16 protein-coding genes are annotated in these 16,542 nt (G+C 69.0%); 8 read left to right on the top strand and 8 right to left on the bottom strand.

The window, feature by feature from the left end:
* The first annotated feature begins 1 nt into the window (after window position 1).
* The 3 genes from ACGHC0_RS05430 to ACGHC0_RS05420 all read left to right on the top strand — a co-directional run bounded on the left by ACGHC0_RS05430 (window position 2) and on the right by ACGHC0_RS05420 (window position 2,086).
* Entirely contained in the window at window positions 2-514 is a 513-nt protein-coding gene (locus tag ACGHC0_RS05430) for a hypothetical protein (protein WP_415267635.1), read from the top strand.
* 651 nt (window positions 515-1,165) lie between these two features.
* A complete protein-coding gene (locus ACGHC0_RS05425) occupies window positions 1,166-1,591 on the top strand; it encodes a hypothetical protein (protein ID WP_415267634.1) in 426 nt (141 codons plus the stop codon).
* Window positions 1,592-1,693: 102 nt separating this feature from the next.
* Complete coding sequence (locus tag ACGHC0_RS05420; RefSeq protein WP_415267633.1) at window positions 1,694-2,086, top strand: hypothetical protein; 393 nt, start codon at window positions 1,694-1,696, stop codon at window positions 2,084-2,086.
* Window positions 2,087-2,164: 78 nt separating this feature from the next.
* Here the strand turns inward: ACGHC0_RS05420 and ACGHC0_RS05415 are convergent, their stop codons facing one another.
* From ACGHC0_RS05415 to ACGHC0_RS05390, 6 genes are all read right to left on the bottom strand, one after another.
* A complete protein-coding gene (locus ACGHC0_RS05415) occupies window positions 2,165-3,676 on the bottom strand; it encodes a tripartite tricarboxylate transporter permease (RefSeq protein WP_368354323.1) in 1,512 nt (503 codons plus the stop codon).
* A gap of 18 nt (window positions 3,677-3,694) precedes the next feature.
* On the bottom strand, window positions 3,695-4,183 hold the full coding sequence (locus ACGHC0_RS05410) for a tripartite tricarboxylate transporter TctB family protein (protein WP_368354322.1): 489 nt from the start codon (window positions 4,181-4,183) through the stop codon (window positions 3,695-3,697).
* 170 nt (window positions 4,184-4,353) lie between these two features.
* Window positions 4,354-6,192 (bottom strand): GspE/PulE family protein, encoded by a 1,839-nt coding sequence (locus ACGHC0_RS05405; RefSeq protein WP_415267632.1) that lies wholly within the window; start codon window positions 6,190-6,192, stop codon window positions 4,354-4,356.
* Between the two features lie 6 nt (window positions 6,193-6,198).
* Entirely contained in the window at window positions 6,199-6,963 is a 765-nt protein-coding gene (locus tag ACGHC0_RS05400) for a spermidine synthase (RefSeq protein WP_026433304.1), read from the bottom strand.
* Window positions 6,964-7,563 carry a DNA-deoxyinosine glycosylase gene (locus ACGHC0_RS05395; protein WP_415267631.1) on the bottom strand — a complete coding sequence of 200 codons (600 nt, stop codon included), beginning with the start codon at window positions 7,561-7,563 and terminating at the stop codon, window positions 6,964-6,966.
* Between the two features lie 6 nt (window positions 7,564-7,569).
* Entirely contained in the window at window positions 7,570-8,445 is an 876-nt protein-coding gene (locus ACGHC0_RS05390) for a TatD family hydrolase (protein ID WP_415267630.1), read from the bottom strand.
* Between the two features lie 185 nt (window positions 8,446-8,630).
* Between ACGHC0_RS05390 and ACGHC0_RS05385 the strand changes: the two genes are divergently transcribed.
* From ACGHC0_RS05385 to ACGHC0_RS05370, 4 genes are read left to right on the top strand one after another with little or no spacing between them, the layout of a single operon-like run.
* Complete coding sequence (locus ACGHC0_RS05385) at window positions 8,631-9,584, top strand: S1C family serine protease (protein WP_415267629.1); 954 nt, start codon at window positions 8,631-8,633, stop codon at window positions 9,582-9,584.
* A 19-nt stretch (window positions 9,585-9,603) separates the two neighbouring features.
* A complete protein-coding gene (locus tag ACGHC0_RS05380; protein WP_415267628.1) occupies window positions 9,604-10,641 on the top strand; it encodes an AAA family ATPase in 1,038 nt (345 codons plus the stop codon).
* Window positions 10,619-11,605, top strand: coding sequence for a DUF58 domain-containing protein (locus ACGHC0_RS05375; RefSeq protein WP_415267627.1), 987 nt, complete (start codon window positions 10,619-10,621; stop codon window positions 11,603-11,605). Before ACGHC0_RS05380 ends, ACGHC0_RS05375 begins: the two co-directional genes overlap by 23 nt.
* A gap of 45 nt (window positions 11,606-11,650) precedes the next feature.
* The gene (locus ACGHC0_RS05370) at window positions 11,651-12,718 is read left to right on the top strand and encodes a VWA domain-containing protein (RefSeq protein ID WP_415267626.1); all 1,068 of its coding nucleotides are present in this window, start codon (window positions 11,651-11,653) and stop codon (window positions 12,716-12,718) included.
* Window positions 12,719-12,736: 18 nt separating this feature from the next.
* Here ACGHC0_RS05370 and ACGHC0_RS05365 read toward each other — a convergent pair whose 3' ends face one another.
* Entirely contained in the window at window positions 12,737-13,543 is an 807-nt protein-coding gene (locus ACGHC0_RS05365) for a Nif3-like dinuclear metal center hexameric protein (protein ID WP_415267625.1), read from the bottom strand.
* A gap of 172 nt (window positions 13,544-13,715) precedes the next feature.
* Between ACGHC0_RS05365 and ACGHC0_RS05360 the strand changes: the two genes are divergently transcribed.
* Window positions 13,716-14,960, top strand: coding sequence for a cysteine dioxygenase (locus tag ACGHC0_RS05360; RefSeq protein ID WP_415267624.1), 1,245 nt, complete (start codon window positions 13,716-13,718; stop codon window positions 14,958-14,960).
* Between the two features lie 52 nt (window positions 14,961-15,012).
* Here ACGHC0_RS05360 and ACGHC0_RS05355 read toward each other — a convergent pair whose 3' ends face one another.
* Window positions 15,013-16,341 (bottom strand): MFS transporter, encoded by a 1,329-nt coding sequence (locus ACGHC0_RS05355; protein WP_107128821.1) that lies wholly within the window; start codon window positions 16,339-16,341, stop codon window positions 15,013-15,015.
* Window positions 16,342-16,542: the final 201 nt, after the last annotated feature.

Genomic DNA, 16,542 nt, shown 5'->3' with positions numbered 1-16,542 from the left:
CATGAAAACCAACAATTCAGAGCTTGCCCATATCAGGAAGATCTTGCCTTTCGGCATCCCTGTCATGTTGATGCTGCTCGGTGTAAGTAGCTACTTCACGTTCTGGTCCATTCCTGAGCTTTTTGGGGATCTGAGCCAGCCCGCTCCTGTCGTTCGCATCTGGCCCGGGGTCATGCTGGCTCCTGCCATGCTGCCGCTGGCACTTCTGACGCTGATCATCCTCCCCATGAAGGCAGTCCCCCTGGGAGAGCAGCTGGTTGCCAAGGGAGCCCGCTTGGTCAACATCCTGGTTGTGGTTAATTTAGCTGCATTGCTGCTGGTGGCATTCGCTTCCACGGTGCTACAAAACCACTACCTCCCCAGATTGGGTTATGCCAAGTGCCAGGAATTGAAGGGTCAGCCTTCTCTCTGGTTCAACGACTGGGTACGCGATTCGGCGTGGTGCGTGCAGGGCAAGAGTCTTGAGTGGGTGAAAGAGCAGGCACGCCTTTCCACTTCCATCACTACGCGATGACCAGGCCTCTCATACTTCGCCATCGCATCAAGGCATGCGTAGTTACCATTTTATTGGGTTCCTTAAGCTGGTATATATTCAATCCCAACCTCAAGGGATTTTACAACAGCCCCAGAAGCGCCTATCGAGTTGAGTATTACGATGCCTCACCAATGCAGCGTATCATTAATTATCAAATGAAGGCTCCGTCCATAGTTCGTCTATATCGAATCAACCCAAAAAAACTACTCGGAGAGAGTGGCGTGTTGGATCTCTGGATCAATGGCCAGTTGTACTGGTACCTCAACCCTCCCATGAATAAAGTACGCGTAGGCAGAGATGTGGTCTTCGAAAATATTCCGCCCGAATGCACGCAATGTCCGCCGCTGAAAGACTCCGAAATCATGCCCTGACAGAGTCTGGGTTTTTGAAGATTTATTGCACCGGACTTATAAGTCAACACTCATGCTCTGGAAGGATCTTCCACCATGAAATGAAGACCCCTTTCATCATACGCTTGTATCGTATTCAACCAGAAACCCTGCTGGGCGAAAGTGCCGTGGTGAATCTCTGGCTCAACGGGGAACTTTACTGGTGGTTCGATGCCCCGCTGAATGTTGTTCGGGTAGGAAGGGACGTGGATTTCGAACACATCCCCCCGGAATGCCCGGATTGTCCACCCTTGCCGAACTCGGTATTGATGCCTTGATATACGGTAGCCGCCTCAAAAATTCCATCTGCCTGCTGCTGGCGGCAACGATGGTTACCGGCCTATGGCAGGGCACCCGCCCCCACCTGTTCCACACCGCCGTCAGCCCCTACAAGGCCTATCGGATCGAATACTACGAAGCCTCTTTCCTGCAAGGACTATTGCATCGCGATTTCAAGATACCTGCATTCGTGAGGCTGTGCCGCATCCAGCCGAAGGCCTTGATCGGCGAAAGCAAGGTGGTCGATCTCTGGATGAATGGAGAGCTCTATTGGTACACGGAAGACCCCATGAACAAGGTCCGCGTGGGCCGCGACGTCGTTTTCGAGAATGTTCCGTCGGAATGCACCGGCTGCCCACCGCTGCCCGACTCAGCAGTGATGCCCTGAACTGTCCAGGGGAGGTCTTGCCCATCACATTCACCCTCCAAGGCAACGCACGCCCTGGATATGAAACGGGCCTCACCCTCTGGCACCAGCACTTCCGCACCCATGACCACCACCCGTCGATTCAAGGTAGCTGCCCTGCTCCTCGGCATTGCAGTGCTCGGGATCACCCTCCGCAGTCTCGCCACCCCTGAATACCAAAGAAGCCACTACAGCCCCCGGCGCGTCTATCGGCTCGATTACTACGAAGCCTCATGGCAACAGCGGCTCATGCACTGGGATATGAAATATCCCCATGTGATCCGCTTGTACCGCGTCGAACCAGAAACCTTGTTGGGCGAAAGCGACGTCGTCGATCTCTGGTTGAATGGGGATATCAATTGGTGGATCGATCCTCCGCTCAACGTCGTGCGCATCGGCCGCGACGTCGTCTTCGAAAACATCCCTCCCGAATGCACCGGCTGCCCGCCCCTGCCCGATTCCGCCGTCATGCCCTGAGGACCCTCCCGCCCAAGAAAAACGGCACCCGAAGGTGCCGTCTTTCCCAATCGTGGAAGAGGAAGTGCCCTGGGCGGGTCAGTCCTCGACGAAGGCTTCCTCGCGCTTCTTGCTCACGGCCGGCAGCAGCACGATGATGAGCAGCAGCACGGCGGCGGCGAGCAGGCCGGCGGAGATCGGGCGCGTGACGAACACGCTCCAGTCGCCGCGCGACAGCAGCAGCGCGCGGCGCAGGTTCTCTTCCATCATCGGGCCGAGGATGAAGCCCAGCAGCAGGGGCGCCGGCTCGGTACCCAGCTTGTGGAAGATATAGCCGATGAAGCCGAAGATGCCGACCAGCCACACGTCGAACGTGTTGTTGTTCGTGCCGTACACGCCCACCGCGCAGAACAGCACGATGGAGGGGAACAGCCAGCGGTAGGGCACGGTGAGCAGCTTGATCCACATGCCGATCAGCGGCAGGTTCAGGATGATCAGCATCGCGTTGCCGAGCCACATCGAGGCGATCAGGCCCCAGAACAGCTCGGGGTTGCTGGTCATCACCTGCGGGCCGGGCTGGATGTTGTGGATGGTCATGGCACCCACCATCAGCGCCATCACGGCGTTGGGCGGGATGCCCAGCGTCAGCAGCGGGATGAAGGAGGTCTGCGCGCCGGCGTTGTTGGCCGACTCGGGAGCCGCCACGCCGCGGATGTTGCCCTTGCCGAAGGGCACTTCGCCCGGCTTCAGCTTGGTCTTCTTCTCGATGGTGTAGGCCGCGAAGGCCGCCAGCAGCGCGCCGCCGCCGGGCAGGATGCCCAGGGCCGCGCCCAGGGAAGTGCCGCGCAGCACGGCGGGGATCATGCGCTTGAAGTCTTCCTTGGTGGGGAACAGGCCCTGCACCTTGGCCGTGAACACCTCGCGGTCGTCCTCGGGCTTGGAGAGGTTGGCGATGATTTCACCGTAGCCGAACACACCCATGGCGATCACGACGAAGTTGATGCCGTCGGTCAGTTCGGGAATGTCGAAGCTGTAGCGGGCCACGCCCGAGTTCACGTCGGTACCCACGAGGCCGAGCAGCAGGCCCAGCACGATCATGGCCACGGCCTTGAGCAGCGAGCCCGAGGCCAGCACCACGGCGCCGATCAGGCCCAGCACCATCAGCGAGAAGTATTCGGCAGGGCCGAACTTGAAGGCGACTTCGGTCAGCGGCGGCGCGAAGGCGGCCAGGATCAGCGTGCCCACGCAGCCCGCGAAGAACGAGCCCAGGCCGGCGGCGGCGAGCGCCGGGCCCGCGCGGCCCTTGCGCGCCATCTGGTAGCCGTCGATCACGGTCACCACCGAGGATGACTCGCCCGGCAGGTTCACGAGAATCGCGGTGGTCGAGCCCCCGTACTGCGCGCCGTAGTAAATGCCGGCCAGCATGATGAGCGCGGCCACGGGCGGCAGCGCGTAGGTGGCGGGCAGCAGCATGGCGATGGTGGCCACGGGCCCGATGCCGGGCAGCACGCCGATCAGCGTCCCCAGGATACAGCCGATCAGGCAGTAGATGAGGTTCTGGAAGGTGAAGGCGACGCCGAAGCCGGTCGCCAGGTTGTCAAACAATTCCATGGTTTTCGATGCTCCCGCTCAACCCGAAATGAAACTGGGCCACACGGGGAACTGCAGTTTCAGCGCCCACACGAAAGCCACGTAGCTGCCCACCGCGAGGATGGTGGCGAGGATGAACACTTCCTTGGCGTTGAAGGTCTCGCCCGCCAGGCTCGCGATGAACACGAGCGCGTAGATGGCGACGATCAGGCCCATGGCCGGCACGCCGAAGCTCGGCAGGCCGGCGAGCAGCACGCCGAACGCGAAGTTGGAAGCGAGGATGAAGAACAGCGGCTTCCAGGCCCACTTGCCGATCTTGTCGCCATCGGCGCTCTCCACCACGGTGGCGTAGAACGTGATGGCCGCACCCAGGATGGCGAGCAGGATCCCCAGGATCAGGGGGAAATACCCCGGACCCATGCGCGCGCCGTTGCCGACGCTGTAGTTGGTGGCACCGACCGCGAAAGCGACCCCGACCCCCATGAACATGAGGCCTGAGAAGAAATCTTTCTGGCTCTTTATTTTCACGAAACGACTCCTTACACGAAGTTGACGGGCGATTGTGCAATCACCCCCCCTGCCACATCGATGTGGATACCACCTATCCGGCACCTAGGGAAAACCGCAACGCACCCAGCGAGAACGCCGTCCCGGAGGCCGGGACGGATTTCGGGATTTTCGCTGTACGGAACGGAGGATCAAGCGGCAGGCGGCGGCGCGCCCCGGTCACGTGACTCGAGCGGCGGCGTGGCGGCGATGACCTCTTCCAGCGTGGTCACGCCTTCGGCCACGCGCAGCGCGCCCGCCAGCCGCAGCGGGCGCATGCCGTCCTGCAATGCCTGCCGCCGCAGCGCGTCGATGGAGGGCGACTGGGTGATGCGCTCCTTCAGCGCTTCGCTCACGGTGAGCAGTTCGTAGAGCCCCATGCGGCCGTGGAAGCCCGTCATGCGGCAGTCCACGCAGCCCACCGGCCGGTAGGGGTGGTAGCCGCCGGTGATCTTCCAGGGCCGCACCACTTCGGCCAGGCGCTCGATGCCCGCCGCCTCGTCGCGCTGGCGGCACTGCCGGCAGAGCGTGCGCACCAGCCGCTGCGCGAGCACGCCCAGCAGGGTGGCGTTGATGAGATAGGGCGGCACCCCCAGTTCCATCAGCCGGCTGATGGCCGAGGGGGCGTCGTTGGTGTGCAGCGTGGAGAACACCAGGTGGCCCGTGAGCGCGGCCTGCACGGCCATGTCGGCCGTCTCCAGGTCGCGGATCTCGCCCACCATCAGGATGTCCGGGTCCTGCCGCATGAGCGCGCGCAGGCCTTCCGCGAAGCTGAAATCGAGCTGCGGCTGCACCTGCGTCTGGTTGAAGCTCGGCTCGATCATCTCGATCGGGTCCTCCACCGTGCTCACGTTCACCTCCTCGGTGGCCAGGCGCTTGAGCGTGGAGTAGAGCGTCGTGGTCTTGCCCGAGCCGGTGGGCCCGGTCACCAGGATGATGCCGTGCGGCCGCTGCACCAGCGCCTCCCAGCGCTGCGCGTCGTGCGGCGAGAAGCCCAGCGCGTCCAGATCCTTGACCGTGTTGTCCGGGTCGAAGATCCGCATCACCATCTTCTCGCCGAAGGCCGTGGGCAGGGTCGAGAGGCGCATTTCCACCTCGTCGCCGCGCGGGTTGCGGGTCTTGATGCGGCCGTCCTGCGGGCGGCGCTTCTCGACCACGTCCATGCGGCCCAGCAGCTTCACGCGCGACACCATGGCGTTCAGCACGCCCATGGGCATCTGGTACACCGGATGCAGCACCCCGTCGATGCGGAAGCGGATCACGCCCTGCTCGCGCCGCGGCTCCAGGTGGATGTCGCTCGCGCGCTGGTCGAAGGCGTACTGCCAGAGCCAGTCCACCACCTTGACCACGCCCTGGTCGTTGGCGTCCAGCTGCTTGTTGCTGCGGCCCAGTTCCACCAGTTGCTCGAAGCTGCTGCCCGCGCTCGCGCCGCCGGCTTTCTGCGCCGCCTTCACCGACTTGGCCAGCGCGAAGAATTCCGCCGTGTAGCGGTGGATGTCCTGCGGGTTGGCGACCACGCGGCGCACCGTCCGGCGCGACTGGCGCTCCACCTCGGCCACCCAGTCGTCCATGAACGGCTCGGCGGTAGCCACCACGATCTCGCGCGGCGAGACCTGCACGGGCAGCACCCGGTGCCGCTCCGCGTAGCTCGCGCTCATCATGTCGGCCACGCGGCCCACGTCCACCTTGAGCGGATCGATGCGCAGGTAGGCCAGGCCGCTGCGGCCGGCCAGGTATTCGGTCAGGCTCTCCAGGTCCAGCGGCCTGCCGTCGCTCGCGCGCGCCATCGCCACGCTGACCAGCCGCACCAGCGGATGCTGCCGGCTCTCGGCCTGCGAGCAGCGCGCGATGGTGCGCGCGGCCTCCTCCTGCGAGATCACGCCATCGGCGCGCAGCCACTCGACGATGCGGCGCCAGTCGAGGGGGCCCGCGAAGCCGGCCGGCGCCGCAGGCCCGGCAGCGTCATGAGGGGGAGGCAGGCTGCGGCTCATCGCGCGTCACTCCACCGGCTTGAACACGCGTGGCCACTTCGCCGCGGGCAGGTCCCACCGCGCCTGCACCGCATCGGCGCGGGCCAGCAGGTCGGCACGGCGCGGCCGCGACGGCGTGCGCTGGGCCAGCACCACCGTGTTGCCCTCGCGCGTGGGCTTGAAGGCCCAGAGCGCGTCGGCGCCGAAGGCCTCGGCCATGCGCCCGAGGCTGCGCTCGTAGCTGGAGGACCGGCCGAAGAGGTTCACCGTCATCGCGCCGTCCTCGGTGAGCAGCGCGCGGCAGTCCGCATAGAACTCCGCGCTGTCGAGCACCGGCGCCGCGGCCTCGTGATCGTACAGGTCCACGGCCAGCGCATCGACCGTGCCGTGCCACTCGGGCTTGCGGATCTCCTGCGCGGCATCGGCCAGCACCACGCGCAGCTTCGGCCCGTCGGGCGGCAGCTTGAACCACGCGCGGCACACGGCCAGCACCTGCGGGTTGAGCTCGATCGCCGTGCAGCACATGCGCAGCTTCTTGTGGCAGAACTTGGTGATCGCCCCCGCGCCCAGGCCCAGCTGCATCGCGTGCCGCTTGCCCACGCTCGCCGGCTCCACGAACAGCAGCCACGCCATCATGCGCTGCACGTACTCCAGTTCGATGTCGAAGGGATCGTCGATGCGCATGGAGCCCTGGATCCAGGGCGTGCCCAGGTGCAGGTGGCGCACGTCGCCGTCATCGGAAACGCTGACTTCGGGCAGCTCGGCGGCTGCGGCTTTCTTGCGGGTGGTCATTCAATCCATCAATCCAAAGGGGGCCAGCGCCTCGGCCCAGGCGGCACGCTTGCGCTCGAAGCTCCAGGACGCGTTCGCGGGGCTGGTGGAGGGCAGGCGCAGCGACGGCACCGGGCCTTCCTGCAGCCCGGCCGGCAGGCCCAGGGCCGCGCGCACGGCGCGTGCGTGCCTGAAGCTTTCCCCGCCATTGTGGGCGATGGCCGAAAGGCGCGGGCAGCGCGGCCGCAGCGCCGCGAAATCGTTCACCGCAGCGTTGCGGATGCTGGTGTCCAGGCTGCCCTCGCGCTCGCAGGCCGCATACACGTCCCACAGCCCCAGCCCGCGGTCCAGCAGCCAGGCGCAGCGCTCGGCGTAGCGGTCGCGGCCGGGCAGCGGGTGCTGCGGCCACAGCGCCTGCAGGATGGGCCAGAAATGGTTCTGCGGATGCCCGTAGTACTGCTCCGCGCGCAGCGACGCCACGCCGGGGAAGCTGCCCAGCACCAGCACCACCGTGCGCTCCGAGACGACCGGCGCCAGCCCCGCCAGGCGTGCGGGCGCGGCGGGCTGCGGGTCGGCGGGGGGGCTATCGGGGGAAAGGGACGACTGGGACGAACGGGGCATGCGTGCCTATGGTAGCCATTCGGTGGCCGTGCGGCGGGCCTGCGCAGGCGCCGGCAGCAGCTCCGCCAGCCGCGGCAGCGCCGCCAGGGAATTCGCGTGCGCGGCCCGGGCCAGCGCCTCCACCGGCATGCCGCGCAGCTCCGCCACCACCTGCGCGATGCGCGGCAGTTCGCCCGGCGTGTTGCGCGCCGGAGCGGCGCCCGCCGCCCGCTCGGCGGCCGTCACGTAGAGCCAGTGCGGCGGGATGTCCGGCGCGTCGGTCTCCAGCACGATCGCCTCCAGCGGCAGCTCCGCCGCCAGCCGGCGCAGCTGCAGCGCGCGGTCGAAGGTCACCGCTCCGCCGAAGCCGAGCTTGAACCCCAGGTCGATGAAGGCGCGCGCCTGCTGCAGGCTGCCGTTGAACGCATGGGCGATGCCCCCTTCGGCACCCACGTCGCGCAGGCCCTTGAGCACCTTGTCCACCGACCGCCGGGTGTGCAGGATCACGGGCAGCCGGCTGCGCCGCGCGAGCCGCAGTTGCTCGCGGAAGAAATGCTCCTGCCGCGCCGGGTCCAGGTCCTTCACGAAGAAGTCGAGCCCGATCTCGCCGACGGCCACGAGGCGCGGGTCCGCCGCATGCTGCTCCAGCGCCCGCGCCAGCACGCCGAGATCGCCATCCTCCGCCCGGCCCGTGAAAAGCGGGTGGATGCCCAGCGCATAGCTGTCCCCGTGGCGGTGCGCCAGCGTGCGGACGGCCTCCAGGTTCCCCCGCTCCACCGCGGGCAGGACGCAGTGCGCGACGCCGGCCCGCGCCGCGTCCGCGCGCACCCGGTCCAGGTAGTCCCGGCCCGCATGGGCTTCGAACTCGTCGAGGTGGCAGTGGGTATCGATCCAGGCATCCATCCCCCGAGCATGCCAGCACCCGGGGCGGCGTGCGCGTCGGCCATCTCCGGCGGCATCCGCAGGTTGTCTCCCGGCCCTGAAACACGCGGACACATGCGCGGCGGGCGGTTCCGTGCTACCGTCGCCGGGAACCGCCTGCCCGGCGCACGACGCCGCGCGCGGGCCCCCTGACCCGAGGTGACCGCATGCCCAGGCCCGCCCGCTACAGCAGCTCCCGCCGCGCGCCGGCCGCGGCCTCCGCACCCCATCCTGTCCCGGCCGGGTCCGGCGGTGCCCAGCCTCCGCACGCCCCGCCGCCCCCGGCGGCCCCGGCCGCTGCCGGCACGCCGGCGCCCGCGGCCCGGCGCCCCTGGCGCAAGCAGCTCGGCGGTGCGCTGGCGGCCGTGCTGGTGGCCGCCGGCTTCGGCTGGCTGGCCTGGCGCATGCCGCCGCCGGCGCCGCGCATCACCCAGCAGGACATCGACGCGGCCGTGCTGCACACCCTCTCCACCCAGCCCCTGCCCTCGGCCGCCGCGCGCGCCGCCGAGGCCGTGGCCCCGTCGGTGGTGCGCGTCACCGGCTTCGCCCACACCAAGAAAGGCAAGGGCAAGGTGCAGGAAGAAGAGCGCGGCGTGGGCACCGGCATCGTGATCGTGGACAAGGGCGTGATCCTCACCAACCTGCACGTGGTGCGGGGCGCTTCGCGCATCCAGGTCACCTTCGCCGACGGCTCCGAAAGCGACGCGTCCCTGACCGGCGCCCAGCCCGCGAACGACCTCGCCGTGCTGCAGGCGCACCGCGTGCCGGACGACCTGCAGGCCGCGCCGCTGCGCTCCACGCAGGGACTCAAGCCCGGCGACGGCGTGGTCGCCATCGGCTTTCCCTTCGGCATCGGGCCCTCGGTCTCGGCCGGCGTGATCTCGGGCCTGCAGCGCGAATTCGATTCGCCCCAGGGCAAGCAGGAGATGCGCAACCTCATCCAGTTCGACGCCGCCGCCAACCCCGGCAATTCCGGCGGCCCGCTCGTCACGCTCGACGGCGAGGTCGTGGGCATCGTCACCGCCATCCTCAACCCCACGCCCGCGCGCACCTTCATCGGCATCGGCTTCGCCGTGCCCATCGAGAACGCCGCCGAGGCCGCGGGCTCGCCGCCGTTCTGACCTTTCGCCAGGAGCCTCCATGGACATCACCCCGCCCCCGACGGCCGCCGCCACCGCCACGCTGATGGAGCAGATCCTCTACGAGGTCAAGCGCGTGGTGGTCGGCCAGGACCGCTTCCTGGAGCGCGTGATGGTCGCCATGCTCGCGCAGGGCCACCTGCTGGTCGAAGGCGTGCCGGGCCTGGCCAAGACCCTCACCGTGAAGACGCTCGCGGGCACCGTGCACGGCACCTTCAAGCGCATCCAGTTCACGCCCGACCTCGTGCCCGCCGACCTCGTCGGCACGCGCATGTACCACCAGCGCACGGGCGAGTTCGCCACCACGCTCGGGCCGGTGTTCACCCACCTGCTGCTGGCCGACGAGATCAACCGCGCGCCCGCCAAGGTGCAGAGCGCGCTGCTGGAGGTGATGCAGGAGCGGCAGGTCACCATCGCGGGCGAGACGCACACCCTGCCACGCCCCTTCCTCGTCATGGCCACGCAGAACCCCATCGAGACCGAGGGCACCTACCAGCTCCCGGAGGCCCAGGTGGACCGCTTCATGATGAAGGTGCTCATCGGCTACCCCACCGAGGAGGAAGAGTTCGTCATCGCCCAGCGTGCCCTCGCCGAGCCCGTGCAGGTGGCCTCCGTGGCCACCACGGAGCAGCTCGCCGCGCTGCAGGCCGAATGCCGGCGCGTGTACGTCGATCCGTCCCTGCTGCAGTACGCCGTGCGCCTCGTGGCCGCCACGCGCGCACCCGCGCAGTACGGCCTGCCCGAACTCGAACCACGCATCGCCTGCGGCGCCAGCCCGCGCGCCACCATCCACCTGGCCGAGGGCGCCCGCGCCCTGGCCATGCTGCGCGGGCGCGGCTACGTGCTGCCCGAGGACATGGCCGACCTCGCGCCCGACGTGCTGCGCCACCGCATCACGCTCTCGTACGAGGCGCTCTCGGACGGGCTCAATGCCGATGCCCTCATCGCCCAGCTCATAGCGCGGCTGCCGGCGCCGGCCCGCCCGCTCGCGCACGATGCCCAGAACGAGGTGCTCCATGCCGCCGCGCAGCGGGCCTGACACCGCGGCAACGCGCGCGGCGCCGCTGCCCGCCGCCGGCCTGGGCACGGGCGCCGCGGACCGCCTGCTGCGCCGGCTCGAATGGACCGTGCTGCGCCGCCTCGACGGCCTGCTGCAGGGCGATTACCGAACGCTGCTGCACGGCGCGGGCGTGGACCTGGCGGACCTGCGCGAATACCAGGCGCACGACGACGTGCGCCACATCGACTGGAACGTCACCGCGCGGCTCGGCACGCCCCATGTGCGCGTCTTCTCCGAAGACCGCGAGATGGCCGCCTGGTTCCTGCTCGACCTCAGCCCTTCGGTGGACTTCGGGCCGCCGGGGGAGACCAAGCGCGACCGGCTCACCGGCTTCGTCGCCGTGCTCGCGCGGCTGCTCACGCGCCACGGCAACCGCGTGGGCGCCCTGCTCTTCGGCCACGGTGCCACCGCCACCGCTACCGTGTTGCCGCCGCGCACCGGCCGCACCCATGTGCTGCGCCTCATCGACGCGCTGGCGCCCGCCGGCCTGCCCGGATCCTCGCCGCCCGGCACCACCGAGCTGCACCGGCTGCTGGATTCGGCCGCGCCCGTGCTCCGGCGGCGCTCGACGGTGTTCGTGGTGTCCGATTTCCTCAGTGCCCCCGGCTGGGAAAAGCCCCTCGCACAGCTCGCGCAACGCCACGACGTGGTCGCCGTGCGGCTGCTCGACCCGCTGGAAATGGCGCTGCCCGACGTGGGCGTGCTACACCTGCGCGATCCCGAGACCGGCGAGCAGCTGACGGTGGACACGCGCGACCGCGCCTTCCGCCAGCGCTTCGCCCGCCTCGCCGCCGAGCGCGAAGCCGCGCTGCGCTCGGCCCTGGCGCGCGCGGGCGCGGACACGCTCGAACTCGCCACCGACGACGACCTGCTCGACGCGCTGGTGCGCTTCATGGAACTGCGCGGCCAGCCCGTGCGGGCCCGCCGGCGGGTGCGCGCCTGAGCGGCGGACGCGCCGGCCCAACGAACGACAAGGAAGGAGCCGCCCATGGTTTTTCTCTGGCCCGACCTTCTCTGGCTGCTGCTCGCGCTGCCCGTGCTGGTGGTGCTTTACGTCTGGCTGCTGCGCCGCCGCCGTTCCACCGTGCTGCACTACCCGGCCCTGGCCCTGGCGCGCGAAGCCCAGGGCGCACGCACCCGCTGGCGGCGCCATGTGCCGCCGCTGCTCTTCCTGCTCGGGCTGGCGGCGCTGCTGGTCGCCGCCGCGCGGCCGCTGGCGGTGCTCACCCTGCCCTCGCAGCAGCAGACCATCATGCTGGCCATGGACGTGTCGGGCAGCATGCGCGCCGCCGACGTGCACCCCGACCGCCTCACCGCCGCCCAGGACGCCGCCAAGGCCTTCATCGCCGAGCTGCCGCGCCACGTGCGCGTGGGCATCGTGGCCTTCGCGGGCAGCGCTCAGCTCGCCCAGCTGCCCACGCAGAACCACGAAGACCTCTTCAAGGCCATCGACAGCTTCCAGCTGCAGCGCGGCACGGCCACGGGCAACGGCATCCTGCTGTCGCTCGCCACCCTGTTCCCCGACACCGGCATCGACGTCTCCGCCCTCGGCGGCCGGCAGGCCATGCTGCGCCCGCAGTCCATGGACGAAATCGGCCGCCCGCCGCACCGCGGCAGCCCCGGCAAGGGCGCGGACCGGCCCGCGCCCGTGGCCCCGGGCTCCTACACCTCGGCCGCCATCATCATGCTCACCGACGGCCAGCGCACCACCGGCGTCGATCCGATGGAGGCCGCGCAATGGGCGGCCGACCGCGGCGTGCGCGTCTATACCGTGGGCGTGGGCACCGTGGCCGGCGAGACCATCGGCTTCGAGGGCTGGTCCATGCGCGTGCGCCTGGACGAAGACACCCTCAAGGCCGTGGCCCAGCGCACCAACGCCGAATACTTCCACGCGGCCACCGCTGCCGACCTGAAGAAGGTGTACGAAACCCTCAGCTCCCGCCTCACCGTGGAGAAGAAGGAAACCGAAATCTCCGCCCTGCTGGCGCTCGCGGGCGCGGCCCTGCTGGTGCTGGCGGGCCTGCTGTCGCTGTGGTGGTTCGGCCGGGTGCTGTAGCGCGCCGTCCCCCCGGGCTCACGCCGGGTTGTCGATCTCGATGAAGCGGTGCTCGATGCCCAGCGCCGCCGCCACGTGCGCGGCCGCCGCGGGCGCGCCGTAGCGCTCGGTCGCATGGTGGCCCGCCGCGAGGAAGGACACGCCCGTCTCCCGCGCCAGGTGCGCCTGCGGCTCGGAGATCTCGCCCGTGATGAAGGCATCGGCCCCCGCCGCGATCGCCCCCTCGAACAATCCCTGCGCGCCGCCCGTGCACCAGGCCACGCGGCGGACCGGCCGGCCCGGCCCGGCGTCCCCCGGTGCGACCAGGGTCACCGGCCGGCCCAGCGCCGCCTCCACCCGCGCGGCGAGCGTGGCAGCATCCGCGATGTCGGCCGGCGCGCAGAAACCCAGGTCCTGCTCGCCGAAGCGCACATCGGCCGGCGCGAAGCCCAGCACGCGGCCCAACTGGGCGTTGTTGCCCAACTCCGGATGCGCGTCCAGTGGCAGGTGGTAGGCGAAGAGGTTGATGTCGTGGGCCAGCAGCCGCTGCAGGCGCTGCTTCATCCAGCCCGTCACCCGCCCGTCCTGGCCGCGCCAGAACAGGCCGTGGTGCACGAACACCGCATCCGCCCCGTCCGCGATGGCGGCGTCGATCAGCGCGCGGCTCGCCGTCACGCCGCTCACGATGCGGCGGATGCGCTCGCGGCCCTCCACCTGCAGGCCGTTCGGGCCGTAGTCCTTGAAGCGGGCCGGCTGCAGCAGATCGTCGAAGGCCGCGAGCAGCGACTGCCGGGAAACCCCGGGGGCCAGGTCATCCGTGGGAGAGGGTACAACTGAGTCCGTCATGCACGGCATTGTGGCAGGGCGCGCACCAGGGAGGGATGCCGCCCATGACCCCGCCGGCACACGAGAAGGAGGGATCCCATGTGACCACCACCGCACCACGCCGCGGGCGCCCAACGCCGCCCGTCCGGGCACACCGTCGCGCCCCACACACACCGACACCGAAAGCCACCCCATGCCCCACGCATCCCGCCATCTTTCCGTGAACCGCGTCCGGCTCTACCAGGCCGCCCAGACCGCGTCCCACACCACCTTTCCCGTCAAGGGCCAGGGCACCGTCTCCGTGCTGCCGGCCGACGTGCCCGAGGCGCTGGACATCGTCCTGCACCAGGACATGCCCTTCACCCCCGCCGGCAACGCCTGCGGCCTCACCATCGGCCGCGCCGGCATCGTCCTGTGGGCCGTGCGCCACGGCAAGAGGCACCCCATCGCGCACGCCGAAGCCCCCGAACTGCGCCTGGACCCGCCGGGCACCCACCAGCCCTACTGGCTGAGCCTGGACAGCAACAACCGCCGCATCCGCTACGGCAAGGGCGAAATGCTGCGCGCCCTGATGCTCTACGAGTTCACCTGGCCGGACAAGAACGACCCGGACGGCATGGACGCCCTGTGCCGGCAACTGCGCCATGTCAGCGTGCGCGGCGCCACCGGCGTGCAGCTCGCCACGCTCCAGATCCCCGTGAACCTCGATCCGCCGCCCCACCTCATCGCCCCGGCGGAGGTGACCATGGAAAGCATCGCCGCCAACCGCGCCAGCGTCGCGGGCGACCTGCCCCTGGCCTGTCAGCGCCTCTACGACAACGTCGCCGGTCCGGGCATGAACCTCTCGCCGCCGGACTTCCCCGAATTCGCCCAGGCCATCCAGTACTCCATCGCCACGCCCGGCGCGCTCTGCCACACCAAGCTCCAGGAAAAAGACCCGAGCTTCGGCTACCTGCGCGTCACGCTGGACTCCAACCAGGGCGACTCCCCCGGCCAGCCCTACGTCCTGGAAATCTGGCCCGCGGGCAACGGCTCGCCCATCCACGACCATGGCCAGGCCTGCGCCGTCATCAAGGTGCTGCACGGGCAGATCCAGATCTCGTGGTTCAGCGCGCTCAGCCCCCACATCGAGCAGCCCTGGGGCAGCACCATCGCGCACGCGGGCGAGGTCACCTTCCTCACGCCCGACTACTACCAGATCCACCAGCTCAAGAACCCGTCGCCCCGCGAAGGCGGCCAGTTCTGCGCGACCATCCAGTGCTACCGCTACGCGGACGACAACATCGTCCACTACGAGTACTTCGACTACATCGACGAGAAGAAGCAGACCATCGAGCACTTCCTGCCCGACTCGGACTGGGAATACCTGGAGTTCAAGCGGCTGATCCAGGAGGAATGGAAGGCGGCCATGTCCGGGCAGCGGCCCGCCACGGCCTGAGCGCGGCGCGGGCATCCGCCGCGGGATGCCCGCCGCTTCAAAAAAGGCCCGTTCAGGCCCGCGCAGGCGCCGGCTGCCAGCCGCGCGAGGCCAGGGGCACGAAGCCCAGCACGAAGCCCAGCAGCCCCATGGCCGCCACGTAGTGCGCCGGCGCCATCGGGTCGCGCTGCATCCACACCGTCAGCAGCACCGGCGTGATGCCGCCGAACACCGCATAGGCCATGTTGTAGGAGAAAGAAAGCCCCGAGAACCGCACTTCCGGCGGGAAGGCGCGCACGCCCACGATCGGCAGCAGCGCGATCGACCCCACGAAAAAGCCCACCAGCGCATAGTTGCGCACCAGCGTCTCCGGCGTGCCCGGCAGGCCCAGGTAGAACAGGTACGAGGTCAGGAACAGGCCGCCCCAGCCCACCAGCATCACCGCCCGGGTGCCGAAGCGGTCGGTGGCCCAGCCCATCACCACGCAGCCGATGGTCAGCGTGAGCGTGGCCACGGCATTGGCCTCCAGCGCCAGCGTGGCGGGCAGGTGGAACACCTTCTGCAGGTACGACGGCGTGATCAGCACCACCACCACCACCGCGGTGGACAGCACCCAGGTCATCAGCGCCACCAGCAGCATCGCGCCCTTGTGGTCGCGGAAAATCGTCTTGAGCGGCAGCTCGCGCGCCACGGCGCGGCGCGCGGCCAGCTCCTGGAACACCGGCGTCTCGTGCAGGAAGCGGCGCAGGTACACCGACACCAGGCCGAACACGCCGCCCAGGATGAACGGAATGCGCCAGGCGAAGCCCTGCACCTCGGCAGGCGTGTACGTGCGGTTGATGGCGATCGCCACCAGCGAGCCCAGCAGGATGCCGCCCGTGATGCCGGCCGTCAGCGTGCCCACGCCCAGGCCGTAGCGGTTCTTCGGCACGTGCTCGGCCACGAACACCCAGGCGCCGGGCATCTCGCCGCCGATGGCCGCGCCCTGCAGCACGCGCATCGCCAGCAGCAGCAGCGGCGCCGCCACGCCGATGCTCGCGTAGGTGGGCAGCAGGCCGATCACCAGCGTGGGCACGGCCATCAGGAAGATCGACAGGCTGAACATGCGCTTGCGGCCCAGCTTGTCGCCAAAGTGGGCGATCACGATGCCGCCGATCGGCCGGGCCAGGTAGCCCGCAGCGAAGATGCCGAAGGTCTGCAGCTGCCGCAGCCAGTCGGGCATGTCGGCCGGGAAGAACAGGCCGCTCACCACCGTGGCGAAGAACACATAGATCACGAAATCGTAGAACTCGAGCGTGCCGCCCAGCGCGGAAAGGCCCAGGGTCTTGTAGTCGCTGCGCGTGAGCGGTCGATGGGGCTGCGCGGCGTCGGCGCTCGCGGCAGCGGAAGAGAAGGAAGTCATGGCGTGGTCCGGAAATGCACGGGTGCGGCCCGGGCACGGCCACGCATGCGGCGGCGCCAGGGCTTTCTCTTGCGGCCGCCGGACCGGAGCGGAGCGTAGCGGGTGGCGCGGGCTGCAAGGCCGGCCGCGGGGATGCAGTGCGGGCGGCCGGGGCACGGGGCCGGGGCTGGAAGAAAAAAGAAAGAAAAACGAGAAACGGAA

The sequence above is a fragment of the Acidovorax sacchari genome, assembly GCF_042847045.1.
Lineage (GTDB): Bacteria > Pseudomonadota > Gammaproteobacteria > Burkholderiales > Burkholderiaceae_C > Paracidovorax > Paracidovorax sacchari.
This window is presented reverse-complemented; position numbering and strand designations above follow the sequence as displayed.